Raw genomic sequence first — 23,542 nt, 5'->3', positions numbered from 1 at the left:
CCTCCGGTCAGCCGACGAGGGGCGCCAGCACCTGCCAGCCGAGGCGCAGCACGAGCGCGCCGACCACCACGAGAAACACCACCCGCACGAAGCCGCTGCCGCGCGCCACGGCGGTGCGCGCCCCGAGGTACCCGCCGAGCACGTTGGCGGCCGCCATCGACAGGCCCAACCCCCAGACCACGGATCCGGCCAGGGCGAACACCACCAGCGCGCCGAGGTTGGTGGCCGCGTTGACCACCTTGGCGACGGCGCTCGCCGGCAGGAACGCGTAGCCGAGCCCGACGAGCCCCGCCACGAGGAACGAGCCGGTGCCGGGGCCGAGCGCGCCGTCGTAGAGACCGACGAGCCCCCCGAGCGCCGCGGCAGCGGCCGTGTGCCGGCGCCCGTCGAAGCGCAGCGCGGCGGCCTCGGCCGGCGGGGGCCGCAGCAGCGTCCACGCCGCCACCACCACGAGGGCCACGAGGACGACGGGCCGCAGCGCACCGGCCGGCACCCAGTGGGCCAGTGCCGCTCCCCCGCCCGCGGCCAGTCCCGCGACCAGTGCCATGGGGACGGCGGTGCGCAGGTCCACGCGCACGCGGCGGGCGTACGTGACGGCGCTCGTCGTCGTCCCCGCGAACCCGGCCAGCTTGTTGGTGGCCAGGGCCTGGACGGGGCTCATCCCGGGCACGAGGAGCAGGGCGGGCAGCTGGACCAGCCCGCCGCCGCCGACCACCGCGTCGATCCAGCCCGCCGCCAGCGCGGCGAGCAGGAGCAGCACGAAGACCTCGGGGGTCAGCCCCTCGAGCCCGAGCAGAACGCTCTCCTTCTCCCGGTGGTGTCAGCCGCGCACGAGCGCGACGAGGTGGCGCGCGGCGTCCTCGACGGGCACGTCGGTGCGCTCGCCGGTGGCCCGGTCGCGCACCTCGACGACGCCCTCGGTCAGGCGCTTGCCGACCGTGACGATGGTGGGGACGCCCACCAGTTCGGCGTCCTTGAACTTCACGCCCGGGCTGACGCGGGGGCGGTCGTCCAGGAGCACGTCGAGGCCAGCGGCCACCAGCTCGGCGGCGAGGCGCTCGCCGCCCTCGACCACCGCGGCGTCCTTTCCGGCGACGACGACGTGCACGTCGACCGGGGAGACAGCGCGCGGCCAGACCAGGCCCAGCTCGTCGTGGCCGGCCTCGGCGATGGCGGCGACGGCGCGCGAGACACCCACGCCGTAGGAACCCATGGTGACGGTGACGAGCTTGCCGTTCTCGTCGAGGACCTGCAGGCCCAGGGCCTGCGCGTACTTGCGGCCCAGCTGGAAGATGTGGCCCATCTCCATGCCGCGGGCGGTCTCCAACGGGCCGGAGCCGTCGGGGGCGGGGTCGCCGTCGCGGACCTCGGCGGCGTCGATGGTGCCGTCACCGGTGAAGTCACGGCCGGCGACAAGCCCGAAGACGTGCTTGCCGGGCTGGTCGGCGCCGGTGACCCAGGCGGTGCCGGGGGCGATGCGCGGGTCGAGCAGGTAGCGGATGCCCGTGGTGACGGGCTGGCCGTCCGGGCCGACCTCACCGGTGGGTCGCAGGCCCAGACCGCCGGGGCCGATGTAGCCCTTGACCAGCTCGGGGTGCTTCGCGAACTGCGCCTCGTCGAACGGCTCGACGGTGGCGGGCGCGACCGCCGCCTCGAGGCGCTTGGGGTCGACCTCGCGGTCACCGGGCACGCCGACGGCCAGCGGATCGGTGGAGCCGTCGGGGTGGCGCAGCAGCACGATGACGTTCTTCAGCGTGTCGGCGGCCTCCCACGGGCGGTCCTCGCGGGGGTGGATCTGGTTGGAGACCGCCACCAGGGTGTCGATGGTGGGAGTGTCGGGGGTGTCCAGGACGACGGCGGGCGGCGCGCCCTCCCAGCTCACCGGGGCCGGCGGGACCGTGGTGACGGCCTCGACGTTGGCGGCGTACCCGCCGGCGGAGCGCACGTAGGTGTCCTCGCCCTGGGGGCTGGGGTGGAGGAACTCCTCGCTGGCCGAGCCGCCCATGGCGCCCGAGACGGCCGAGACGATGACGTACTCCAGGCCGAGCCTGTCGAAGATCCGGACGTACGCCTCGCGGTGGCGCTGGTAGGCCTTCTCGAGGCCGGCGTCGTCGACGTCGAAGGAGTAGCTGTCCTTCATGACGAACTCCCGCCCGCGCAGCAGGCCCGCGCGGGGGCGCGCCTCGTCGCGGTACTTCGTCTGGACCTGGTACAGGGTCAGCGGGAGGTCCTTGTAGGACGAGCACTGGTCCTTGACCAGCAGCGTGAACATCTCCTCGTGGGTGGGTGCGAGGAGGAAGTCGGCGCCGCGGCGGTCCTGCAGGCGGAAGAGGTTGGGGCCGTACTCCTCCCACCGGCCGGTGGCCTCGTAGGGCTCCTTCGGCAGCAGCGCCGGGAAGTGCACCTCCTGGCCGCCGATGGCGTCCATCTCCTCGCGGACGATGGCCTCGACCTTCTTGAGCACCCGCAGGCCCAGCGGCAGCCAGGAGAAGCCACCCGGGGCGGCGCGGCGGATGTAGCCGGCGCGCACGAGCAGCTTGTGACTGGCCAGCTCGGCGTCGGCCGGGTCCTCGCGCAGGGTGCGCAGGAGCAGCGTGGAGGTCCTCAACAGCACCCCCCGACCCTACTGGCGCCTCTTCCGGCCGCCGCCGCGTCCCGTCGGGCATGCAGAAGTCGGCCGATAAGGCCTCTGAGGCGGGTCATGGTGACTTCTGCATGCTGGGCGGGACGCCTGTGGACAAGATCCACATCTGATGTGCCAGATGGCCCACCGTCAAGGCGTGGAGATCACTGACGTGTGCCGCGAGATCTGGCGACGCGGAGGCACCGCCCTGAGCGGCGAACTGGACATCGATCGGCGCTCGATGCGCCGCGCCCTCGACAGTGGCCGTGTCCTGCGGCTGTCTCGCGGCGTCTACGCGCTTTCGAGCCAGCACCCGCCATTGCTCGCAGCCGCCCGCGTGCGGGGCGTCGCCTCGCACACCAGCGCGGCCCAGCTCTGGTTGATGGACCTCGTGAAGCCGCCAGCACTTCCCCATGTCACCGTGCGACGCAACCGCCGGTTGCAGGAGCGGGGACTCGTCCCCCACTGGTGCGACCTGCCAAACTCCGACATCAACGGCCTGGTCACGACTCCCCTCCGGACGGTCGTGGACTGCGCGCGCACGCTTCCGTTCCCCGAGGGGCTTGCGGTTGCGGACTCCGCGCTACGCCGTGGTCTGGTCACCCAGGAGGAACTCCTGGCTCGTGCTGACACCACCTTCGGCGCGGGGCGGACGGCGGTGAGGCGGGTGGCTCAGCACGCGTCTCCCGACGCCGCGAACCCGTTCGAGTCAGCGCTGCGAGGCATCGCCATCCAAGCCGGGGTTCAGGGCCTCCGGCCCCAGGTTCTGCTCGAGCTTCGCAGCGGGCTGGTGCGTCCAGACCTCGTCGACCGTCGTCTCAAGCTGGTCAGCGAGGCTGACAGCTTCGAGTGGCACGGCAAGAGAGCCGCGCTGGCGTCGGACTGCCGTCGCTACAACGACCTCGTGGCCGACGGTTGGACGGTCCTGCGCTTCGCCTGGGAGCAGGTGATGTTCGACCAGGAATGGGTGGCTGGCGTGCTGCAGGACACCCAGGCCCTGCTGACCGGTTCAGCGCCTCCGCCGGTCGTCCCGTCCAGCATGCAGAAGTGCGCCTGACGCGAGGCGCCGAGCACGGCCAACGGACTTCTGCATGCTGGGCGGGACAGTCAGAAGAGGACGGTGGCGAAGGTGCCGACCCGCTCGAAGCCGACAGCCTCGTAGGCGCGCACCGCGCGGGTGTTGTAGTCGTTGACGTAGAGGCTGACCACGGGGTAGCCGGCCTGCTGGGTGGACAGGACGACGGCGGCCATGCCCGGCTCGGCGATGCCGCGGCCGCGGTGCTCGGGGTGCACCCAGACCCCCTGGACCTGCGCGACGCCGGGGGCCACCGCGCCGAGCTCGGCCTTGAAGACGACCTCGCGGGAACTGCCGCTGCCCTCGATGCGCACGTAGGAACGTCCGGTGGCCACGAGTTCCTCCACACGGCGGCGGTAGGTGGCGCCGCCGTCGCCGGCTGTCGGGGAGTACCCGACCTCCTCGGTGAACATGGCGATGCACGCGGGTACCAGCACGTCGAGGTCAGCGGCGGTGGCTCGGCGGACGGCGGGGTCGGGTAACACCAGCGGAGGAGTGCGGATGGCCATGAGGGGCTGGTCGGGCCGCACGTCGCGGGCGGGGCCCCAACTCATGTGCAGCCGCTCCCACAGGCCCAGCACGCCGGCCGCCGAGCCGACCAGGGAGGAGCAGCGGCGACCGACCCGCCGGGCGCGCGCCGCGAAGGCGTCGAGCGCGGCGACGCTCTCCTCCCGCGACAGCGAGGGGCTGAGCACCGGCACGAGGTTGGCGCCGTCCCAGCACAGCGCCTGCAGGCGCCCCGGTGAGCCCCAGCCCCACAGCTGTCCGCCCAGGCGGGCGGGCGCGGCACCGACGGCGGCGACGCGGCTGGTCACGAAGATGCTCGCCACCGGGTCCTGCACGCACAGCGCGAGCACGTCGGCGCGGTCGGCGTCATCGAGGACGCGCAGCGGACTGCGAAACACCCGTGCATCCTGCCCGTCAGTGCGCGGTGGATGCCCGGCGGTGGCCGGGTCAGCCCACCGAGACCGACGGGGAAGCACCCTCGACCTCGCCCATCTCCGCGGCCAGGCGGTTGGCCTCCTCGATGAGGGTGGCCACGATGTCGTGCTCGGGCACCGTCTTGATGACCTCGCCCCGGACGAAGATCTGGCCCTTGCCGTTGCCGGAGGCGACGCCCAGGTCGGCCTCGCGTGCCTCACCGGGACCGTTGACGACGCAGCCCATGACGGCCACGCGCAGCGGCACACTCATGCCCTCCAGGCCGGCGGTGACCTGCTCGGCAAGGGTGTAGACGTCGACCTGGGCACGTCCGCAGGAGGGACAGGAGACGATCTCCAGCTTGCGCTCGCGCAGGTTCAGCGACTGCAGGATCTGGAGGCCGACCTTGACCTCCTCCACTGGCGGAGCCGACAGGGACACGCGGATGGTGTCTCCGATGCCCTGGCTCAGCAGCGCTCCGAAGGCCGTGGCCGACTTGATGGTGCCCTGGAACGCGGGGCCGGCCTCGGTGACGCCGAGGTGCAGCGGCCAGTCGCCCTTCTCGGCGAGCAGTTCGTAGGCGCGCACCATGACCACCGGGTCGTTGTGCTTGACGGAGATCTTGAAGTCGTGGAAGTCGTGCTCCTCGAAGAGCGACGCCTCCCACACCGCGGACTCCACGAGGGCTTCAGGGGTGGCCTTCCCGTACTTGTCCATGATCCGCTTGTCGAGCGAGCCGGCGTTGACGCCGATGCGGATGGACGTGCCGTGGTCGTTCGCCGCGCGGGCGATCTCCTTGACCTGGTCGTCGAACTTGCGGATGTTGCCCGGATTCACCCGGACGGCGGCGCAGCCGGCCTCGATGGCGGTGAAGACGTACTTGGGCTGGAAGTGGATGTCGGCGATGACGGGGATCTGCGACTTCTTGGCGATGATGTGCAGGACGTCGGCGTCGTCCTGGCTGGGGCACGCGACGCGCACGATGTCGCACCCCGACGCCGTCAGCTCCGCGATCTGCTGCAGCGTGGCGTTGATGTCCGTGGTCGGCGTCGTCGTCATGGACTGCACGCTCACCGGAGACTCACTACCGACCCCGACCGAGCCGACCTTGATCTGCCGGGTGGGGCGACGGGGCGCCAGCACGGGCGGCGCCTCCTTGACCCTCGGCATGCCGAGGCTGACCGGGACCGATGCCATGCGACCAGTATCCCCCGGCGCCCCCGTGCCGGTCGGTCGGTCCAGCCGCCGAGGTCAGCCGCCTGGGTCAACCGCCTGGGGCAACCGCCTGGGGCAACCGAGGGTGATCAGCCGAGCGTGATCGGCCTGACCACGTCGGCGTAGAGCAGCAGTCCCGACATCGCGATGATCACCAGGGTGACGGCGTAGGTAACGGGCAGCAGCCTGGCGAGGTCGAACGGGCCCGGGTCGGGCCGGCCGCGCCAGGAGGCCACCTTCCGGCGCGCGCCCTCCCACAGCGCCCCCGCCACGTGGCCGCCGTCGAGCGGCAGCAGCGGCACGAGGTTGAAGACGAACAGCGCGAGGTTCAGCGAGCCGAGCACCGAGACGATCGCCGCCACGCGCTGCCCGGTGGAGGTGAACAGGTCGCTGCTGGCGATCTCGCCGGAGAGCCGGCCGACACCGACGATGCCGATCGGCCCGTTGGGGTCGCGCGGGGCGTCGCCGAAGGCGGCCTGGGCCACCCCCACCATGCGCTGCGGCAGCGTCAGAACGATCTTGGCGACGTTCCAGGTCTGCTCGGCCATGAACCCCGGGACGGCGGTGACCGGCTGCGGGACCACCTCCACGCTCGGCGTCACCCCGAGGAAGCCGACGCGGTCGGTCAGCACGCTGCCGTCCGGAGCGGTCTCCACGGCCCCCGAGGAGGACAAGCGCGCCACGTCGTTGGGGATGATCGGCGCCTGCAGCGTCAGCTGCTGGCCGTTGCGCTCGACAACGATCGGCACGGTCCGGTCGGCGGCGGCGCGGATCGCCTGCTGGACGCGGGTCCAGTCACCGTCCGCCGCGATCCCGTCCACGGAGACGATCCGGTCGCCCTGCTGCAGCCCGGCCTCGGCGGCGGGGCTGGCGGGGTCGTCGGAGGCGCAGGAGGTCTGCGCGCTCCCAGCGGGCAGCACGCACTGCGAGACCGAGCTCACCACGGGCGTCGTCTCGGGCAGACCCGTGGTGGTGATGTACGCGCCGAGCAGCACGGTGGCGATGACGAGGTTGACCACCGGCCCGCCGAGCATGACCACGATTCGCTTGCCGACCGGCAGCCGGTGGAAGGAGCGGTGCTCCTCCCCGGGCACCACCTCCTCGGCGGCCTGGGCGCGGGCGTCAGCGGCCATCTGCGCGAACGGTCCCTGTCGCCGCTGGCGGCGCACCCGTGCAGCGGCAGCGGCGTCGCCCTCCAGGGCGCGCGCCTCGTCGTCCACACGCTCTTCGACGACGGCGGTCAGCGGCGCGTACATGCCGACCATCCGCACGTAGCCGCCCAGCGGGATGGCCTTGATGCCGTACTCGGTCTCCCCCCGGCGGCGCGACCACAGCGTGGGCCCGAAGCCCACCATGTACTGCGTCACCTTGACGCCGAACCGCTTGGCGGGCAGGAGGTGACCCACCTCGTGCAGCGCGATGGAGAGTCCCAGGCCGAGGATGAAGACCCCGACGCCGACGACCCACGCGACGACCTCACCCACTGCTCAGACCCCCACCAGCTCGCGGGCGCGCGTGCGCGCCCAGCCCTCTGCCGCCAGCACGTCGTCCACCGTCAGCCCTTCGGATGGGAGCGCGCTGTGCTCGCGGTGCTCGTCGACCACGCGAGCGACGGTGTCCACGATGCCCAGGAACGGCAGTCGCCGTGTCAGGAACGCCGCGACGCACTCCTCGTTGGCGGCGTTGAACACCGCCGGAGCGGTCCCCCCGGTGGTCGCGGCGGACCGGGCGAGGGCGACGGCGGGGAACGCCTCCTCGTCGAGCGGCTCGAAGGTCCACGACGCCGCCCGCGTCCAGTCGATGCCGTAGTCCACGCGCTCCACCCGGTCCGGCCAGCCCATCCCCAGGGAGATCGGCAGGCGCATGTCCGGAGGTGAGCACTGCGCGAGGGTCGATCCGTCGGTGAACTCGACCATGGAGTGCACCACCGACTGCGGGTGGACGACGACGTCGATGCGCTCCAGCGGGAGGCCGAAGAGTAGGTGCGCCTCCACCACCTCGAGTGCCTTGTTGACCATGGTCGCGGAGTTGGTGGTGACCACCGGGCCCATCGCCCACGTCGGGTGGGCGAGCGCCTGCTCCGGCGTGACCTCGGCCAGGGAGGCCCGCGAGCGCCCGCGGAACGGCCCGCCGGAGGCCGTGAGCACCAGCCGGCGCACCTCGGCCGCGGACCCACCGCGCAGGCACTGGGCGATGGCGGAGTGCTCCGAGTCGACCGGCACCACCTGGCCGGGCGCCGCGAGCGCCGTGACCAGCGGCCCGCCCACCACGAGCGACTCCTTGTTGGCCAGCGCGAGCGTCGTCCCCGCCTCCAAGGCCGCGAGCGTGGGCCGCAGGCCCACCGAGCCCGTCATGCCGTTGAGGACGACGTCGGCGGGGCGGCGCGCCAGCTCCACGGCAGCCTCCGGCCCGGCGAGCACTTCCGGCAGCCAGCCGGGACGTCCGGCCTGGCGCGCCGCGACCGTCAGGTGCTCGCGCAGGGCGGGCTCGGCAGCGGGGTCGGCGACGCCGACCGCCTGCACGTCGAGGCGCACCGCCTGCTCGGCGAGCTGCCGCAGCCGCGCGGGGTCGGAGCCCCCGGCCGCGACGGCCACCACGCGGAACCGCTCGGGGGCGCTGGCGACGACGTCCTCGGCCTGGGTGCCGATCGACCCGGTGGACCCCAGGAGGACGACGTCGCGTGCACTGCTCACGCCCCCATCCTCGCGCGCCGATGATGGGGGCGTGAGCAGCACAGGCGTCACGGCTCGGCCGGCGCCCTCGTGGTGGCGCCTCACACGCTGGGCGCTGGTGGTGCTGCTGCTCGGCGTCGTGGTGGTCGAGCTGGTGGCCGGGCGCCGTGACGTGCTCCGGGCGCTGCAGGCCGTGAGCGACCCGGTGTGGTGGGCGCTGGGCCTGGCCGCCGTCGTCGACCTCGCCTCGATGGTCGCCTACGCGGTGATGCAGCGGCGGCTCCTGCTGGGTTCTGGCGCCCCCGCCACCGCCGCGCGTCGGTGGCCCATGACCTCCCTGGCCTTCGAGGCCCACTCGCTGAGCATCTCCCTGCCGGGCGGCCCGGTGTTCTCCACGGCCCACAACTTCGCGCGGATGACCGCGCACGGCGCTCCGCGACCTATCGCCACATGGGTCATCGCCGTGAGCGGAGTGCTCTCGTCAGCGGCGCTGGCGCTGGTGGGCGCGGCTGCCGGTGTGTGGACCGGGGCGCGCGGAGACCTGGGGCACCTGCTCACGGCGGCCGGTGTGTTCGTCGTCGTCGTGGTGGCGGCCAGGCTGCTGGGTGCGCGGCGCGCCTGGGCCTCGACGGCGCACGACGTCACCACCGCGGCGCTCGCGCGCCTGTCGGGGCGGCGCCCCAGGACGGGTGCGGCGCTGCACCGCGTGCACGAGGGCGTCCACGGGCTGGCCGCGGTCCGGGTGCGCCCCTCCACCTGGGTGTGGGCGGGGGCGGGCGCACTGGCCAACTGGGTGCTCGACGCCGCAGCACTGTGGCTGTGCTGCACGGCCGCGGGCATCGAGGGGCTGCGCCCGGAGCACGTGCTGCTGGCCTACACCGCAGCGATGGCCGCGGCATCGTTCCCCCTGGTGCCCGCGGGGCTGGGCGTCGTCGATGCCGCCCTCACGGTCGGCCTGGTGACCGCGGGCGCGACGCCCGGCGAGGCGCTCGCCGCCGACGTCCTCTACCGGGCCGTCAGCCTGGGGGTGGTCGGCGGCAGCGGCTGGGCGCTCTGGGTGCTTCATCGGCAGCGCCGACCAGCCTCCCCCGGCATAGCCTGAAGGGATGACCACCACGGCCGACCCCCGCTCGTCCACCGCCAGCACCTCCGGCACCGGGGCGCGTGAGCCGATCGAGCAGGTCCGCCAGCTCGTGACCGAGGTGCCCGGCCCCCGCTCGAAGGCGCTGCAGGAGCGCCGCCTCGCGGTGGTGAGCAAGGGCATCGGCTCGACGCTGCCGGTGTTCGTGGAACGCGCCGAGGGCGCCGTGCTGGTCGACGTCGACGGCAACCAGCTCATCGACCTGGGCGCTGGTATCGCGGTGGTCAACGTGGGGCACGCCCAGCCGCGGGTGGTGGCCAGGGTGCAGGACCAAGTCCAAGATTTCACCCACACCTGCTTCATGGTCACCCCGTACGAGGAGTACGTGGCGGTCTGCGAGGCGCTCGTGCGCCTGGCACCGATCGAGGGGCCGGCCAAGGCCGCGCTGTTCAACACCGGCTCCGAAGCCGTGGAGAACGCCGTCAAGATTGCGCGGCACGCCACCGGACGCGACGCCGTCGTCGTCTTCGACCACGCCTACCACGGCCGCACCAACCTCACCATGGCCATGACCGCCAAGGCCATGCCCTACAAGAAGGGCTTCGGGCCCTTCGCGGGCGAGGTCTACCGCGCGCCCATGAGCTACCCCTTCCGCGACCCCGAGGGCATGACCGGAGAACAAGCAGCAGCCCGCGCCATCGCCGTCATCGAAGCCCAGGTCGGCGCCGACCAGGTCGCCTGCGTCGTCATCGAACCCGTCCAGGGCGAAGGCGGCTTCATCGAACCCGCCCCCGGCTTCCTGCCCGCGCTGGCCGCCTGGTGCCGCAAGAACGGCGCGCTGTTCGTCGCCGACGAGGTACAGACCGGCTTCGCGCGCACCGGCGACGTCTTCGCCTGCGAGCGCGAGGGCGTGCGCCCCGACCTGGTCACCCTCGCCAAGGGCGTCGCCGGCGGCCTGCCGCTGGCCGGTGTGGTCGGCCGCGCTGACGTCATGGACGCCGTGCACTCCGGCGGCCTCGGCGGCACCTACGGCGGCAACCCCGTGGCGTGCGCCGCGGCGCTGGGCGCGCTGGAGGCGATGGCCGACCTCGACCTCGTGGGCGCGGCGCGCACCGTCGAGGAGCGGATGCTGGCGCGGCTGCACGCGCTGCAGGCGCAGCGTCCCGGCATCGGTGACGTGCGCGGTCGCGGGGCGATGCTGGCGATCGAGGTGGTGAAGACGATTGAGGACGACGGCGTGCAGCGCGCGACCCTCGAACCCGACGCCGCGGGCGCCGCCGCCATCAGCGCCGCCTGCCACGCCGCCGGCGTGGTCACGCTCACCTGCGGCACGTACGGCAACGTGCTGCGGTTCCTGCCGCCGCTGACTATCGAGCCGGCGCTCCTGGACGACGCACTCGACGTGCTCGAGACGGCCGTGCTGTCGGCGCTGGCCGGCTGACGAGCACAACGGGCTCGGCGGGCTGGCGGGCTGGCGGGTGGACGACGCCGGGTCCAGGCTGCCCGCGTGACGTTCGACCCCAACGGCCAGATCGACCCCGGCCGCGCCTCTCGCGGCGGAGGGGGCCGCCGCGGTGTGGCCGTGGGCGGAGGCCTCGGCGGCCTCCTGCTTTTGCTGGTGGGCGCCTATTTCGGGCTCGACCTGACTGGCGTCGTCAACGGCGGCCCGCTCAGCTCCGGGGGCGGTAGCCAGGAGCAGGAGGTCACCGACGGGCGCGTGGCGTTTCCCGAGTGCACGTCCGGACGGGCGGCCAACGAGAACGTCACCTGCCGCGTCATCGCCACCGCCGAGTCGCTCGACGCCGTCTGGTCCCAGCTACTCCCCGGCGAGTACCAGGAGCCACAGCTGACGCTCTTCACGGGTGCCGTCTCCACCGCGTGCGGCGAGGCCACCAGCGAGGTGGGGCCCTTCTACTGCCCGGGAGACCAGACGGCGTACTTCGACACCGGCTTCTTCCAGGAGCTGACGGACCGGTTCGGCGCCAGCAGCGGACCGCTGGCCCAGGAGTACGTCGTGGCACACGAGTTCGGGCACGCCGTGCAAGACCAGGAAGGCCTGCTGGCCGGAGTCCAGGGAGACCCGGCCGGCGCGGACTCAACGGCCGTCCGCAGCGAGCTGCAGGCGGACTGCTTCGCCGGGGTGTGGGCCCACCACGCGAGCACGACGCCCGATCCGCAGACTGGCCAGCCGCTGCTGCGACCACTCACGCAGCAGGACGTAGCCGACGCACTGTCAGCAGCCGCCTCCGTCGGCGACGACCGGATCCAGGAGGCGGCCACCGGCCGCACTGACCCGGAGACGTACACGCACGGCACCGCCGAGCAGCGGCAGCGATGGTTCTCCACCGGCTACGACTCCGGCGACCCGGCCACCTGCGACACCAGCGGCGCCCAGCTCTGAGGTCAGGGCTGCGGCGTGCCCGAGGGTGCGAAGCCGGGCACCGTCTTGCCGAGCCACACCAGCGCCTGGGGCATCTGCGCGGCCCACACGTCGCTGCGGTGGCCGCCGGTCTTGGCGATGAGCGAGGTCACCGACATCGGCGCCTTGGCCGCCGCGAGGAAGGCCTTGGTCGTGGGCCAGCTCTCGGGGTCGTCCTGGCTGGAGGCCACGAACAGGGACACCGCGGGCGGCGTGTTCTTGGCTACCGCCACGAGGTCGTGCGCCTGCGCCTCGGGGCTGTTCTTGGGGAAGGGGGCGTAGCCGCTGGCGGGGTCGTACTGGAAGTAGCCGCCCATGACGATGCCGGCGCCGTACTGCTGGGGGTGGAGCATCGTCAGCTCGGCGGCGCACCAGCCGCCCATCGAGAAGCCCATCGCCGCCCACGCCTGCGGGCTGGTGCGGGCGCGGTAGCTCGCCTCGACGGCCTTCGGCAGGTCGTTGGACAGCCACGATTCCACCTGGGGCTGTCCCTCCGGGCCGTTGAGGCACTCGTTGTCGCGTCCCGCCGGGATCCCGAGGTCGGGGATGACGACGATCGGGTTGGCCATCTGGCCCGCCTTGACCGCCACCTCCACGGCGGGGCGCACGTCCAGGGCGGTGAGCCACTGCTTGGGGCTGCCCGGGTAGCCGTGCAGGGCCACGACGACGGGGTAGGTGGTGGAGGCCTGGGACGGGTCGTCGTAGCCGCGCGGGAGGACCACGAGCGCGGTGCTCGTGACGCCGGACGCTCCGGTGACGGTCAGCTGCTGGACGCGGTCCCCGTAGCCGTCGACAGGGGTGCCGCGCGGTCCGGTGGGCTTGGTGGTGCCGGCGAGCAGGGCGTCGGCCTGCGCCTTCGTCTCGGTGCCGCGGCTGGCCCCCGTGGTCCTCACGACCGCGTCGGCGTTCGCACCGAGCAGGTCGTCCCAGCCGCTGTAGAAGGCGAAGTGGTTGTTCGCGGAGATCAGCAGCGCGAAGACGACGAGCGCGTTGACGCCCAGGAGCGCCACAGCGCGGGCCACCAGCGCCACGGCACCGCGACGCGCCAGACGGCCCCAGAGGAGGACGACGACGACGAACGCCGCGGCGGCGACGGCGACGCTGCCCCACTGCAGCAGGGGCCCGGTGAGACTCACGTGACCATCCTCGTGAAGTGACTGCGAGATCCCTGGACGTTCAGCGGTGATCGCCTGGGAGGCCAGCGCGCCGAGGAATGACGCCCCCTGAACGGGGCAGCGCGTGCGGAGCTGACGGCACTCCGAACCCGATCCGCACGGCGAAGGCACCGAGGGCTCTCAGCAGGGCCACCGCCGGGGGCCGCCACAGCGATGCCTCGCGCTCCAGGCCACCGAGCCGCGGCGGTTCCGGCAGGAGCGCAAGGAAGCGGCGGCTACCCGGCACGCGGCGGCGCAGCACCAGCGCGTCACCGACGGGGCGACCTCGCCCGTCGGCCCACCCGAGCACGAGTGGCGACCACGCCGGGTCGGCCTGCGCCCACCCCGGCAGCTCGGGGTCCTTCTCCAGCACGCTGACGCGCAGCGGATCCGCGGCCCGCGACGGCCGCGGTTCGCCGCCGGCTTCCCAGCCCTCTCGGCGTACGTCGACCACAGCGACCAGCCTGCCGGGGCCGGCGACGTGGCCGCGACCGACCGCGGTCGGGGCCGGGCTGCGCCGATCGTCATCCCCGAGGGGGAGGACTTCCGATGTCCAGCGGTCCGGCAAGGGGACTCTGCCCCGCCAACGTCTTGGCCAGGTGGATGCTCAGCGGAGCACAGGCGTAGTACCCGAACGGCGCGGTCGGCTCGTAGCCCGCGCTGCGGTACAGGGCGACAGCCTCGGGCTGCAGCGACCCGGTCTCCAGCACGATGCGGCGGTGCCCGAGGGCCAGCGCCCTCTCCTCGACGGCCGCGAGCAGCTGGCGGGCATGCCCGCGGCGGCGGTGGGCGGCCCGCACGTACATGCGCTTGAGCTCGACATCGCCGTCCCCGTGGTCGCGCAGTCCTGCGGTGGCCACGGCCTCTCCGCCGACCATCGCCACGAAGAAGGCGCCTCCGGGCGGGGCGAACTCGGCGGGGCTCAGGGGCGTCTCGTCGGGGCTGCCGTACCGCTGCACGTACTCGGCCTGGACCTCGTCCACGAGCTCGGTCACCAGCGGGCTGTCGTAGGCGGCCTCGAGAAGCACGAGCTGCGTCACGGCGCCAGCGTGCCAGGAGCCCCGTGGCGCGGTAGACACGTGGTCCACCTGGAGAACACCGGGACACCAGCCCCTCACCACTCCTGGAGGACCCCGTGGGCAAGAAGTCGCTCCTCATCGGCGCCGCGATCGGTTACGTGCTCGGTGCCCGGGCGGGCCGCGAGCGGTACGACCAGATCGCCTCGGCCGTTTCGCGTCTGTGGAACGACCCGAAGGTGAAGTCGACGGTCGACAAGGCCCAGGCCACCGCCGTCGACAGCGCCAAGACCGCCGCGGCCAGCGCCAAGGACGCCGCGGTGAACAGCTCGACGGTGCAGTCGGTCAAGGAGGCCGTGCAGGACAAGCTCCCCGGCTCCGGGTCGTCATCCCCCTCGGGAACAACAACGACGACGACGAGCGCCGCGTCCGGGCAGCCGGGCTCGACGACCCCGCTCACGCCGGTGCCCCCGACCACCGGCACGACCAGCGGGAGCAATGTCGGAGGGCGCCCCTGACGCCCCTGGCTGCCCTGGCGCGCCGGAGATGGTGCGTCAGAGGTGGCGCAGGTAGCGGCGCGGGTCGTCCATGAACGCCCGCCAGTGCGCGACGAGCGGGAGGGCGTCCCACGGGACGTCGGTGAGCCCGTCGTCGTCGACCAGCAGCAGCCGAGCTCCCGGTAGGGCGGCGAGCAGCGGTGAGTGGGTCGCCACCAGCACCTGGGCGGTGCCGGTGGCGACCAGGTCGGCCATCTGCGCGAGCAGGGCGAGCTGACTGGTGAAGGACAACGCGCTCTCGGGCTCGTCGAAGCAGTAGAGCCCCGGCCCTCGGTAGCGGTTCGTGCCAAGGAGGGCGTTGAACGCCTCGCCGTGGCTCATCGCGTGGAAGTCGCCGGGGTCGTCACGACCGCCCGCGATCGTCTCGAAGACCTGATGCATCGTCTCGGCGCGCAGGAAGAATCCCCAGCGCCCGGCTCCGGGGCCGCGCACCACGCGAAGTGCGCGCCCGACCGGGTCGGGCTCGTCGTCGCTGAGCATGCCCCGCGTGTTCCGTGAGCCGCCGCGGCTGTCCAGCCCAAAGGCCCACGCGATTCCTTCGAGCACCGTGGACTTGCCCGCACCGTTCTCCCCCACGAGCACGGTGGCCGGCCCGAGGTCCAGACCTTCGTGGACGAGCTGCGCCACGGCGGGCACCGTCATCGGCCACTCGTCGCGTGGTGGTGGGGCGGCGTTGGGGTTCCGCTCCACCCTGCGCACCGGCAGGCCCCATCGCGAGGTGTCCACGGCCGAAGGATGCCGGAGGTCAGGAGGACGACGACGGCGTGCGCTCCTGCATCACCCACGGGCTGGCGTAGCCGTCGTCCGCGGCGAGCAGGTCGAGGAAGGGGCGGTGCGGCAGCGCCTCCGGGCCGAGCACACCCGCGCCGGACCAGCGGCCGTCGGCCAGCAGCTCCAGGGCGACGGCGGGGTTCACCGCGGTCTGCCACACGACGCACTGCGCACCGAACTCCGCCATCGACCACGCGTTGTCGACCACATGGTGCAGGTAGACCTCGCGGGGCCGCCCCTCGAAGCCCTCCCCCTTGCCGATGCCGGTCACGAGGAGCCCGGCGCAGGTGGCGCCGCTCATGAGCGGGCCGAGGGTGGCCGGGTCGGGCAGAGAAGCCGCCACGACGTCGCGGGGGCTGACCCGCACGCCCTTGACCTCGATCGGGTCGGTCTTGTCGAGCCCGAGCTTGCGGATGGCCTTGAGGACGTCGATGAATTCCGCGCCCAGCCCGTACTTGAAGGTCACGCGGTCGGCCTGGAGCCAGCGCGGCATGAGGAGCACCTCTTCGTGCTCGACGTGCACGCACTCGACGGGCCCGATGCCGCCGGGGAAGTCGAAGACCTCCGGCTCGCTGAACGGAGGCAGGGTGCTCCACGCGCCGTCGTCCCAGACGACGGGCGGGTTGAGGCACTCCTCGATCGTCGTCCAGATGGAGAACGACGGCGCGAAGTCGTAGCCGGCCACGGTGAGGTTCGCCCCGTCGCGCACGCCCAGCTCGGTGACGGTCTCGAATAGCTCCTCGCAGGCGTACCGGGCGAAGACGTCGGCAAGGCCGGGCTCCACGCCAATCCCGACCAGGGCGAGGCGGCCGGCGGCCTCCCACTGCGGCGCGAGGGCGAACTGCTCGTCGCCCAGCTTCACGCCGGTCTTCGCGTAGGGCTCGGTGGGGTGGGGTTTCGACAGCGACATCGCCATGTCGAGGTAGTCCGCGCCCGCGGCGAGCGCGCCGGTGAAGATCGGCATGACGAAGCGCGGGTCGACGGCGTTCATGACGTGCGTGGCGCCGACCTCGCGGGTCAGGGCCTCCACGGAGGCGGCGTCGGAGGCGTCCACGCGGGCTGCGCGGAAGGGGCCCGCGACGATCTCGCCCTCGCGGTGGCGCACAGCATCGACCGTGCGCTGGGCGCGGGCGGCGTCGTAGTCGGCCACGACGACCGCGTCGGCGAACGGCGCGGCGCGGAAGCGCCGGGCGAGGATGCGCGACAACGCATCCCCTACACCTCCGGAACCGACGATCAGGATCCTCATCGACGGAGGTTATCGCCGCGATTCGCCCTGGAGGCTGTCACTTCCGTCGGTTCGGGGCCATGATGCGGCGTCAGGCCGGTCGATCCGCGCCGCGCGAGTGACCTGGAGGTCGATGTGGCATCGGAAGTCAGCGCAGGTCCACCGACAGCGGGGAGCACGAGCGAGGGCAAGGGCCTCGCGACGGGCACGCTGGGCCTGTGGGGCAACACCGTCATCGGACTGGCGTCCACGGCGCCGGCCTACGGTCTGGCGGCAACGCTCGGCTACCTCGGGGTGGGCGAGAAGGCGCCGGCGATGTTCATCGTCGCCTTCATCCCGATGGTGCTCACGGCCATCGCCTACCAGCAGCTCAACAAGGCCGTGCCCGACTGCGGCACCACCTTCACGTGGGCCACGAAGGCGTTCGGTCCGGTCGTCGGCTGGATGGGCGGCTGGGGCGTCGCCGTGTCGGCCATCATCGTGCTGGCCAACGTCGCGGAGATCGCAGCCATCTACACGCTGCGGGTGGTCGGGCTCGACGGTCTGGCCGACAACCAGTGGGGGCGGATGGCCTTCGCCGTCGCGTTCATCGCCGTCATGACCTACGTCAGCTACCGCGGCATCCTCATCTCCGAGCGGATGCAGAACGTGCTGGTCTCCTGGCAGTTCGTCTTCCTCGTGGTGCTCGCAGGCTGGGCCCTCGTGGCGGTCTACACCGGCTCCGCTGGGCCGCAGGCCGTGCAGCCGGAGCTGAGCTGGTTCATCCCGACGGGCATCAGCTTCAGCGACGCCGTCGCGGCGATCGTGCTGTGCATCTTCCTGTACTGGGGCTGGGACGCGTGCCTGGCCGTCAACGAGGAGAGCAAGGACCCCGACCGCATCCCCGGCAGGGCGGCAACGCTGGCCACGGTCATCCTCGTGGTCACCTTCACCGCGGTGGCCACGGCGATCCAGGCGTACAGCGGCTTCGGGACCACCGGCATCGGCCTGGGCAACCCCGAGAACGTCGACGACACCATCACGGTGCTCGGTGACCCCCTGGGCGGTCCTGCCCTCGCCATCCTGCTCATGATCACCATTGCCTTCTCGGCGGCTGCCTCGACGCAGTCGACCATCCTGCCGACGGCGCGCGGCACGCTGGCCATGGCCGTCTACAAGGCGCTCCCATCGAAGTTCGGCACCGTGCACCCGGTCTTCAAGACGCCCAGCTTCTCCACGCTGGTCATGGGGGTCACGGCCACGGCGTTCTACGTGCTGCTCTCGCTCATCAGCACCAACGCCCTGGCCGACTCCATCGCCAGCCTGGGCCTGGCGGTGGCGTTCTACTACGGCATCACGAGCTTCGCGTGCGTGTGGTTCTTCCGCCGCACGCTGCGGCAGTCCGCGGCGAACCTGTGGCTGCGCGGCATCCTGCCGTTCCTCGGCGGCCTGTTCATGCTGGTGATCTTCGGCTACAGCGTCTACGACATGGCCCACACCGACTACGGCGACACGGTGATCGCTGGCATCGGCGGCGTCTTCGTCCTGGGCGTCGGCATGCTCGCGCTCGGTGTCCCGCTGATGCTGCTCTGCGCGATCCGCCTGAGGGCGTTCTTCCGTGGCGAGACGCTCAACGAGAAGACCGAGGTGCTCGTGCCGGACACCGGCACGCCACCCATCGCCGGCCTCTGACCCAGCCCTCGCGATGCGACGGATTCCGCGTCAATCTTGACTAATTGTCACGGAATCCGTCGCATCCTCTTGTAATCTCGGTCAATCGGGACCATTCTCGCGTCCCATGGTCGCCCGTTCCAGTCCCGTCCTCGACGAGACCTCCAAGCGCATCGTCGAGCACCTGCAGACGGACGGCCGCCGCTCGTACGCCGCCATCGCCGCCGACGTGGGCCTGTCCGAGGCTGCGGTGCGCCAGCGCGTGGCGCGTCTGCTCGAGGCGGGCGTCATGCAGATCGTCGCCGTCACCGATCCGATGCAGGTCGGGTTCCCGCGGCAGGCGATGGTCGGGGTCCGCTGCAGCGGCGACACCACCGTCGTCGCAGCCGCCCTGGCCGAGCTCGACGAGGTCACGTACGTGGTGGCCGTGGCCGGCACGTTCGACGTCCTCGCCGAGGTGGTCTGCGAGAGCGACGACCGCCTGCTCGACCTGCTCTCGCGGCGCATCCGCGCCGTCCCGGGCGTCACGTCCACCGAGACGCTCGTCTACCTCAAGCTCATCAAGCAGCGCTACGACTGGGGCACCCGATGACCACCACTCCACTCGACCGCACCCCCATCACCCCGGCCGGCGGCCTGACACCCACGGGGACGCCGCGCACCCAGGCCGCCCGCGACCACCTGTGGGGCCACTTCACCCGGCAGTCGGCGTGGGAGAAGAGCGTCCCGGTGATCACCCGGGGTGAGGGTTGCTGGATCTACGACGACGCCGGCCATCGCTACTTCGACGGCCTCGCCGGCCTCTTCACGGTGCAAGCGGGCCACGGACGGCGCGAGCTCGCCGAGGCCGCCGCCAAGCAGGCCGGCGAGCTCGCCTTTTTCCCGCTGTGGTCCTACGCCACCCCGCCGGCCATCGACCTCGCCGAGCGCCTCGCCTCGTACACCCCGGGCGACCTGAACCGGGTCTTCTTCACCACCGGGGGCGGTGAAGCCGTGGAGACCGCCTGGAAGCTGGCCAAGAACTACTTCAAGCTCATCGGCAAGCCCCTGAAGACGAAGGTCATCAGCCGCTCGGTGGCCTACCACGGCACCCCGCAGGGCGCCCTGGCCATCACGGGCATCCCGGCGGCGAAGGCGGTCTTCGAGCCGCTGGTGCCCGGCGGCTTCCGGGTGCCGAACACCAACCAGTACCGGGCGCCGGAGCACCTGCGGGACGACCCGGAGGCCTTCGGCCGTTGGGCCGCCGACCGCATCGAGGAGGCCATCGAGTTCGAGGGCCCGGAGACCGTCGCGGCGGTGTTCCTCGAGCCGGTGCAGAACTCTGGCGGCTGCTTCCCGCCGCCGCCCGGTTACTTCCAGCGGGTTCGCGAGATCTGCGACCGCCACGACGTGCTGCTCGTCTCCGACGAGGTGATCTGTGCCTTCGGCCGGATCGGCTCGATGTTCGCGTGCACCGACCTCGGGTACACCCCTGACATCATCACGTGCGCCAAGGGCATGACCAGCGGCTACTCCCCCATCGGCGCGTGCATCGCCTCCGAGCGCATCTTCGAGCCGTTCGCGCACGGCTCGACGTCGTTCGCGCACGGCTACACCTTCGGCGGCCACCCCGTCTCGGCAGCGGTGGCCATGGCCAACCTCGACCTCTTCGAGCGCGAGGGCCTCAACGCCCACGTCCACCAGAACGCCCCGGCGTTCCGCGCGACGCTGGCGAAGCTGCTCGACCTGCCGATCGTCGGCGACGTGCGCGGCGAGGGGTTCTTCTACGGGATCGAGCTGGTCAAGGACAAGACCACGCGCGAGACGTTCTCCGGGGACGAGGCCGAGCGGCTGCTGCGCGGCTTCCTCTCGGGGGCGCTGTTCGAGGCTGGCCTGTACTGCCGCGCCGACGACCGCGGCGACCCGGTGATCCAGCTGTCGCCGCCGCTCATCGCCGACCAGGGCGACTTCGACTTCATCGAGGCGACCCTGCGCGACGTCCTCACCCGCGCCTGGTCCCTCCTCTGACCACCCCCGCCCGTCCGTGATCATGGGCGCTGGCCCCCCCCCACCCATCCGTGATCATGGGCAGTCCGCCACCCTGGGCGGCGTGGAGCTGACCCCGGCGGCCCTGGCTTTCGTCACCGAGCGCCGCCTCGCGACCCTCACCACGCACCGCCCCGACGGCACGGCGCACGTCGTGCCCGTGGGCTTCACCTGGGACGCGGCGACCGGAGTCGCCAGGGTCACCGCCCGCTCCACCTCGCGCAAGGTGCGCAACGCCCGGCTCGCCGAGTCCACCGGCGGCCGGGCGGTGCTGTGCTCCTTCGAGCGTGCGCAGTGGATCACCCTCGAGGGGCCGGTACGCGTGCGCGACGAACCGGAGGTCATCGCCGACGCCGTGGCCCGCTACGCCGTCCGCTACGAGCGCACGCCCCGCGAGGACCCGCTGCGCGTCGTCGTCGAGATCACCGTCGACCGGGTCATGAGTTCCTCCCACCTGCACTGAGCCGCCGCTCTCGGCGCCTGGAGACAGCCACGGCCACCACCACCGCCACCGCACCCACCAGGGCACCGAAGATCGCGCCCCACACCTCGGGCCGGGAGAAGACCCCGTCACCAGCGGCCCGCAGCAGTCCGGCGCCGTAGGCCACGAAGATCACGCCGCTCGCCCAGACCCGCCAGTTCAGGGGGTCGAAGCCCCGAGCCGACACGATGCTGACGCCACGCGCCCAGGCGTAGAGGATCACCACCCACGCGACGACGGCCGGCGCGAGCAGCATCACCAAGGTGTAGGGAAAGGCCGCCGCGCCACCCACCCAGATCGACACCGCGGCCGCCGCCGGCAGCAGCCAGGTGAGCGCCTGGAGGCCGATGGCGCTGGCCTCGTTCCAGACGTCGCGCTGGTGCTCTTCCTCGTAGAACGGGCTCTCCAGGTCTCCGATCCGCGCCGCCGCCCTCACGAACCAGCCGTCACGCGCCTGCTCGCTCATCGCCGCTCCCCTCCCACTGCCACCCCGGCAGCACTCTCCGCCTGCGCTTCTCCGAACAGCTCCTCGACGGTGCGCCCCAGCCGGGCCGCGATCGCCAGGGCCAGGTAGACCGACGGGGCGTAGTCGCCCGCCTCGACGGCGACGACGGTCTGCCGGGTCACCCCAGCTGCCGCCGCGAGGTCGGCCTGGGTGAGCCCCAGCACCGCCCGGGCGGCCCGCACTCCGTTGCTGCGGCCTTTCGCCGACGTCCTTCCCACCCCTCAAATGTCGGGTATACCCGACACAATGTCAAGTAAGTACGACATGAAGTCCAGGTAACCCGACACGCTTCCCTCGGTCAGCCCCGCCCGGCACACTCCTGCGGTGGCCACCCCTCTCCCCGACCTCGTCGTCCCCGACGCCGCCGCCTGGGGCGCCTGGCTCGCCGAGAACGCCGAGACGTCCACCGGGGTGCGGCTCGCCCTCGCCAAGGGCGGCGCGACGCAGCCCACCTCCCTGGTCTACGAGGAGGCCGTGCTCGAGGCGTTGTGCCACGGCTGGATCGACGGTCAGATCAGCAAGCGCGACGACGTCAGCTACGCGATCCGCATGACCCCGCGCCGCGCCCGCTCGAACTGGTCGGCGGTCAACGTGCAGCGGGTCGCCGCGCTGGAGGCGGCGGGGCGTATGCGCCCCCGCGGCGCCGCGGAGGTGGCCGCCGCCCAGGCCGACGGCCGCTGGGACCGCGCCTACGCCGGCTCGGCCACCATCCAGCCCCCGCCCGAACTCGCCGAGGCCCTGGCCGCCGACCCCGCGGCAGCCGCCGCCTGGGACGCGATGTCCCGCGGGGACCGCTACCCGTGGCTCTACCGGATGCACACCGTCAAGCGCCCTGAGACCCGGGCCCGCCACATCGCGGCGCTCCTGGCGCAGCTGCGGTCAACGAACCCCTGAGCGACGCCGCGCCCTGACCAGTGCTCGGATCAGGACGACGACGACGGCGACCGCGAGCACGCCCAGGACGGCTGCGCCCCACGCCGACCCCGTCGCCGCCGACAGCGCCGCTGCCCATGCGGCCCATCCGACGGTCGCGTAGATCGTCGCGTGGATCAGGCAGCCGATCACCATCGCCGCGGTGTACCTGCCGAACGGCATCCGCAGGAGTCCGGCGGCGCCGTTGACCGCGGTCTTGGTGCCGGTGGCCAGGAAGGACGCAGGCACGGCGAGCAGCCCCCAGCGCTCAATCGCGCGCATACCCGGGCCGGCCGAGACCCGCTGCAGCCATGCGCCCGCGCGCAGCACCCAGCGCGGGCGGCGGCGCGCCATGCCGCGATCGTCCGCACCACGATGACCCGCGTCGCCGTCGCCCTCGTCCGAGGAACCTGCCGACCAGGTCGCCGCGAAGCGTGCCAGCCAGTACGTCGCCTGCGTGCGGACCAGCACCACAGCGAAGAAGAAGGCGAACAGCGCCCAGAACGGGGCGCCGTCGGTCCAGGCGGGCACCCCCGCGACGCTACCCGCCGAGACCGACGGGTATCCCCTCACCAAGGCCACCCTGCAGGGCGCCCACCGCTGCAGCGACGAGCTGCTCACGCTCAGTGGCGGGGCATCCCGAGTCGACCCAGCGCAGGCAGGCTGCATCGAGAAAGCCGAAGTACCCCCACAGTGCAAACTCCTGTCGGGCGGTCGCGGCGGCATCCGGAACAGCAGCACCGCTGACCCCGAGCAGCTCGGACAACCGCGCGACGTAGCCAGCGCGCGCTTCACGCCTCAGCGCTCCGGCCCCCGGCGGCTCAGCGCCCGGGGAATGCAGCGGCAGCGCCCATGCGCGCGGGTGGGTGGCCACGTGCTCCAGGTAGGCGAGCACTGTCGCCTCAAGGCAGGCGCGCGGTGTGGCCCCATCCCCCGCGGCAGCGACGGCACTGACCACCCGCGCGTCGAGATCGTCGAGCGTGAGGCGAAGCACCTCGAGGTACAGGCCGTCCTTGCTGCCGAAGTAGCGGTAGACGAGCGCCTCGCTGGCACGAGCGCGCTCGGCAACGACCCCCACGGACGCGTCACGGAACCCGAACTGTGCAAAGACGTCGGCCGCGGCGGCGAGCAGCTGGTCGCGGCGCTGGTCGGGAGACAGCCTCCTGCGGGGCCGCTGGTCCTGCCTGGGCACGCCCCGAGCGTAGGGGGACACTCAGGTCACACTACTGAGTAAGAC

At 72.5% G+C, this 23,542-nt stretch carries 25 protein-coding genes; 10 read left to right on the top strand and 15 right to left on the bottom strand.

Annotated elements, in window-relative coordinates; genetic code table 11:
• Positions 1 to 7: 7 nt before the first annotated feature.
• Both BXY45_RS02140 and BXY45_RS02135 read right to left on the bottom strand, forming a co-directional pair.
• Positions 8 to 760, bottom strand: a complete 753-nt coding sequence (locus BXY45_RS02140) for a TSUP family transporter (protein WP_245961606.1) — start codon at positions 758 to 760, stop codon at positions 8 to 10.
• Positions 761 to 820: 60 nt separating this feature from the next.
• Positions 821 to 2,614 (bottom strand): proline--tRNA ligase, encoded by a 1,794-nt coding sequence (locus BXY45_RS02135; RefSeq protein WP_109772596.1) that lies wholly within the window; start codon positions 2,612 to 2,614, stop codon positions 821 to 823.
• Between the two features lie 166 nt (positions 2,615 to 2,780).
• Between BXY45_RS02135 and BXY45_RS02130 the strand changes: the two genes are divergently transcribed.
• Entirely contained in the window at positions 2,781 to 3,680 is a 900-nt protein-coding gene (locus BXY45_RS02130; protein WP_170131263.1) for a type IV toxin-antitoxin system AbiEi family antitoxin domain-containing protein, read from the top strand.
• A 50-nt stretch (positions 3,681 to 3,730) separates the two neighbouring features.
• Here the strand turns inward: BXY45_RS02130 and BXY45_RS02125 are convergent, their stop codons facing one another.
• From BXY45_RS02125 to dxr, 4 genes are all read right to left on the bottom strand, one after another.
• Positions 3,731 to 4,603, bottom strand: coding sequence for a GNAT family N-acetyltransferase (locus tag BXY45_RS02125; protein WP_109772594.1), 873 nt, complete (start codon positions 4,601 to 4,603; stop codon positions 3,731 to 3,733).
• 49 nt (positions 4,604 to 4,652) lie between these two features.
• Positions 4,653 to 5,816 carry a flavodoxin-dependent (E)-4-hydroxy-3-methylbut-2-enyl-diphosphate synthase gene (ispG, locus tag BXY45_RS02120; RefSeq protein ID WP_109772593.1) on the bottom strand — a complete coding sequence of 388 codons (1,164 nt, stop codon included), beginning with the start codon at positions 5,814 to 5,816 and terminating at the stop codon, positions 4,653 to 4,655.
• A gap of 107 nt (positions 5,817 to 5,923) precedes the next feature.
• Complete coding sequence (locus BXY45_RS02115) at positions 5,924 to 7,318, bottom strand: M50 family metallopeptidase (protein ID WP_109772592.1); 1,395 nt, start codon at positions 7,316 to 7,318, stop codon at positions 5,924 to 5,926.
• Positions 7,319 to 7,321: 3 nt separating this feature from the next.
• Positions 7,322 to 8,527, bottom strand: a complete 1,206-nt coding sequence (gene dxr, locus BXY45_RS02110; protein WP_211319146.1) for a 1-deoxy-D-xylulose-5-phosphate reductoisomerase — start codon at positions 8,525 to 8,527, stop codon at positions 7,322 to 7,324.
• 31 nt (positions 8,528 to 8,558) lie between these two features.
• Here dxr and BXY45_RS02105 point away from each other — a divergent pair, with 31 nt between their 5' ends.
• From BXY45_RS02105 to ypfJ, 3 genes are all read left to right on the top strand, one after another.
• Positions 8,559 to 9,608, top strand: a complete 1,050-nt coding sequence (locus BXY45_RS02105; protein WP_170131262.1) for a lysylphosphatidylglycerol synthase transmembrane domain-containing protein — start codon at positions 8,559 to 8,561, stop codon at positions 9,606 to 9,608.
• A gap of 4 nt (positions 9,609 to 9,612) precedes the next feature.
• Complete coding sequence (gene gabT / locus BXY45_RS02100) at positions 9,613 to 11,028, top strand: 4-aminobutyrate--2-oxoglutarate transaminase (RefSeq protein WP_109772589.1); 1,416 nt, start codon at positions 9,613 to 9,615, stop codon at positions 11,026 to 11,028.
• 66 nt (positions 11,029 to 11,094) lie between these two features.
• Complete coding sequence (gene ypfJ / locus BXY45_RS02095; RefSeq protein ID WP_109772588.1) at positions 11,095 to 11,988, top strand: KPN_02809 family neutral zinc metallopeptidase; 894 nt, start codon at positions 11,095 to 11,097, stop codon at positions 11,986 to 11,988.
• A 2-nt stretch (positions 11,989 to 11,990) separates the two neighbouring features.
• Here the strand turns inward: ypfJ and BXY45_RS02090 are convergent, their stop codons facing one another.
• From BXY45_RS02090 to BXY45_RS02080, 3 genes are all read right to left on the bottom strand, one after another.
• Entirely contained in the window at positions 11,991 to 13,142 is a 1,152-nt protein-coding gene (locus BXY45_RS02090) for an alpha/beta hydrolase (RefSeq protein ID WP_170131261.1), read from the bottom strand.
• 40 nt (positions 13,143 to 13,182) lie between these two features.
• Complete coding sequence (locus BXY45_RS02085) at positions 13,183 to 13,614, bottom strand: hypothetical protein (RefSeq protein ID WP_109772586.1); 432 nt, start codon at positions 13,612 to 13,614, stop codon at positions 13,183 to 13,185.
• A 70-nt stretch (positions 13,615 to 13,684) separates the two neighbouring features.
• The gene (locus BXY45_RS02080) at positions 13,685 to 14,200 is read right to left on the bottom strand and encodes a GNAT family N-acetyltransferase (protein ID WP_109772718.1); all 516 of its coding nucleotides are present in this window, start codon (positions 14,198 to 14,200) and stop codon (positions 13,685 to 13,687) included.
• A 95-nt stretch (positions 14,201 to 14,295) separates the two neighbouring features.
• On the opposite strand from BXY45_RS02080, the gene BXY45_RS02075 reads away from it, so the two are divergent.
• Positions 14,296 to 14,694, top strand: coding sequence for a hypothetical protein (locus BXY45_RS02075; protein ID WP_109772585.1), 399 nt, complete (start codon positions 14,296 to 14,298; stop codon positions 14,692 to 14,694).
• 36 nt (positions 14,695 to 14,730) lie between these two features.
• Here the strand turns inward: BXY45_RS02075 and BXY45_RS02070 are convergent, their stop codons facing one another.
• Together BXY45_RS02070 and BXY45_RS02065 are read right to left on the bottom strand one after the other, a co-directional pair.
• A complete protein-coding gene (locus BXY45_RS02070; RefSeq protein WP_245961605.1) occupies positions 14,731 to 15,459 on the bottom strand; it encodes an AAA family ATPase in 729 nt (242 codons plus the stop codon).
• 19 nt (positions 15,460 to 15,478) lie between these two features.
• On the bottom strand, positions 15,479 to 16,753 hold the full coding sequence (locus tag BXY45_RS02065; RefSeq protein WP_109772583.1) for a saccharopine dehydrogenase family protein: 1,275 nt from the start codon (positions 16,751 to 16,753) through the stop codon (positions 15,479 to 15,481).
• Between the two features lie 114 nt (positions 16,754 to 16,867).
• Here BXY45_RS02065 and BXY45_RS02060 point away from each other — a divergent pair, with 114 nt between their 5' ends.
• The 4 genes from BXY45_RS02060 to BXY45_RS02045 all read left to right on the top strand — a co-directional run bounded on the left by BXY45_RS02060 (position 16,868) and on the right by BXY45_RS02045 (position 20,870).
• Positions 16,868 to 18,403 (top strand): APC family permease, encoded by a 1,536-nt coding sequence (locus BXY45_RS02060; RefSeq protein WP_172601912.1) that lies wholly within the window; start codon positions 16,868 to 16,870, stop codon positions 18,401 to 18,403.
• A gap of 106 nt (positions 18,404 to 18,509) precedes the next feature.
• Entirely contained in the window at positions 18,510 to 18,974 is a 465-nt protein-coding gene (locus BXY45_RS02055; RefSeq protein ID WP_109772581.1) for an Lrp/AsnC family transcriptional regulator, read from the top strand.
• Positions 18,971 to 20,389 carry an aspartate aminotransferase family protein gene (locus BXY45_RS02050; protein ID WP_109772580.1) on the top strand — a complete coding sequence of 473 codons (1,419 nt, stop codon included), beginning with the start codon at positions 18,971 to 18,973 and terminating at the stop codon, positions 20,387 to 20,389. Before BXY45_RS02055 ends, BXY45_RS02050 begins: the two co-directional genes overlap by 4 nt.
• Before the next feature lie 82 nt (positions 20,390 to 20,471).
• Positions 20,472 to 20,870 carry a pyridoxamine 5'-phosphate oxidase family protein gene (locus BXY45_RS02045; RefSeq protein WP_245961604.1) on the top strand — a complete coding sequence of 133 codons (399 nt, stop codon included), beginning with the start codon at positions 20,472 to 20,474 and terminating at the stop codon, positions 20,868 to 20,870.
• Here the strand turns inward: BXY45_RS02045 and BXY45_RS02040 are convergent.
• Positions 20,845 to 21,354: a hypothetical protein gene (locus BXY45_RS02040; RefSeq protein ID WP_109772579.1), complete on the bottom strand. Its 510-nt coding sequence runs from the start codon at positions 21,352 to 21,354 to the stop codon at positions 20,845 to 20,847. The two genes, BXY45_RS02045 and BXY45_RS02040, sit on opposite strands and share 26 nt — an antisense overlap.
• Complete coding sequence (locus tag BXY45_RS02035; protein ID WP_109772578.1) at positions 21,351 to 21,611, bottom strand: helix-turn-helix transcriptional regulator; 261 nt, start codon at positions 21,609 to 21,611, stop codon at positions 21,351 to 21,353. Before BXY45_RS02035 ends, BXY45_RS02040 begins: the two co-directional genes overlap by 4 nt.
• Positions 21,612 to 21,717: 106 nt before the next feature.
• Between BXY45_RS02035 and BXY45_RS02030 the strand changes: the two genes are divergently transcribed.
• Complete coding sequence (locus BXY45_RS02030; protein ID WP_109772577.1) at positions 21,718 to 22,287, top strand: YdeI/OmpD-associated family protein; 570 nt, start codon at positions 21,718 to 21,720, stop codon at positions 22,285 to 22,287.
• On the opposite strand, the gene BXY45_RS02025 is transcribed toward BXY45_RS02030, so the two are convergent.
• A complete protein-coding gene (locus BXY45_RS02025; RefSeq protein ID WP_109772576.1) occupies positions 22,273 to 22,836 on the bottom strand; it encodes an SNARE-associated domain-containing protein in 564 nt (187 codons plus the stop codon). The genes BXY45_RS02030 and BXY45_RS02025 overlap by 15 nt on opposite strands.
• Positions 22,837 to 22,846: 10 nt before the next feature.
• The gene (locus BXY45_RS02020; RefSeq protein WP_109772716.1) at positions 22,847 to 23,497 is read right to left on the bottom strand and encodes a TetR/AcrR family transcriptional regulator; all 651 of its coding nucleotides are present in this window, start codon (positions 23,495 to 23,497) and stop codon (positions 22,847 to 22,849) included.
• Positions 23,498 to 23,542 lie beyond the last annotated feature (45 nt).

This window comes from Quadrisphaera granulorum, from assembly GCF_003149145.1.
Classification (GTDB): domain Bacteria; phylum Actinomycetota; class Actinomycetes; order Actinomycetales; family Quadrisphaeraceae; genus Quadrisphaera; species Quadrisphaera granulorum.
Note: the sequence above shows the minus strand (reverse complement) of the source record. Positions and strands in the feature narration are given on the sequence as shown.

What these genes read in the sequence shown, in the direction of transcription:
- BXY45_RS02065 (WP_109772583.1), bottom strand. Translation starts at nt 16,753, where the DNA reads ATGAGGATCCTGATCGTCGGTTCCGGAGGTGTAGGGGATGCGTTGTCG.
- BXY45_RS02050 (WP_109772580.1), top strand. Translation starts at nt 18,971, where the DNA reads ATGACCACCACTCCACTCGACCGCACCCCCATCACCCCGGCCGGCGGC.
- BXY45_RS02040 (WP_109772579.1), bottom strand. Translation starts at nt 21,354, where the DNA reads ATGAGCGAGCAGGCGCGTGACGGCTGGTTCGTGAGGGCGGCGGCGCGG.
- BXY45_RS02055 (WP_109772581.1), top strand. Translation starts at nt 18,510, where the DNA reads ATGGTCGCCCGTTCCAGTCCCGTCCTCGACGAGACCTCCAAGCGCATC.
- ispG (WP_109772593.1), bottom strand. Translation starts at nt 5,816, where the DNA reads ATGGCATCGGTCCCGGTCAGCCTCGGCATGCCGAGGGTCAAGGAGGCG.
- gabT (WP_109772589.1), top strand. Translation starts at nt 9,613, where the DNA reads ATGACCACCACGGCCGACCCCCGCTCGTCCACCGCCAGCACCTCCGGC.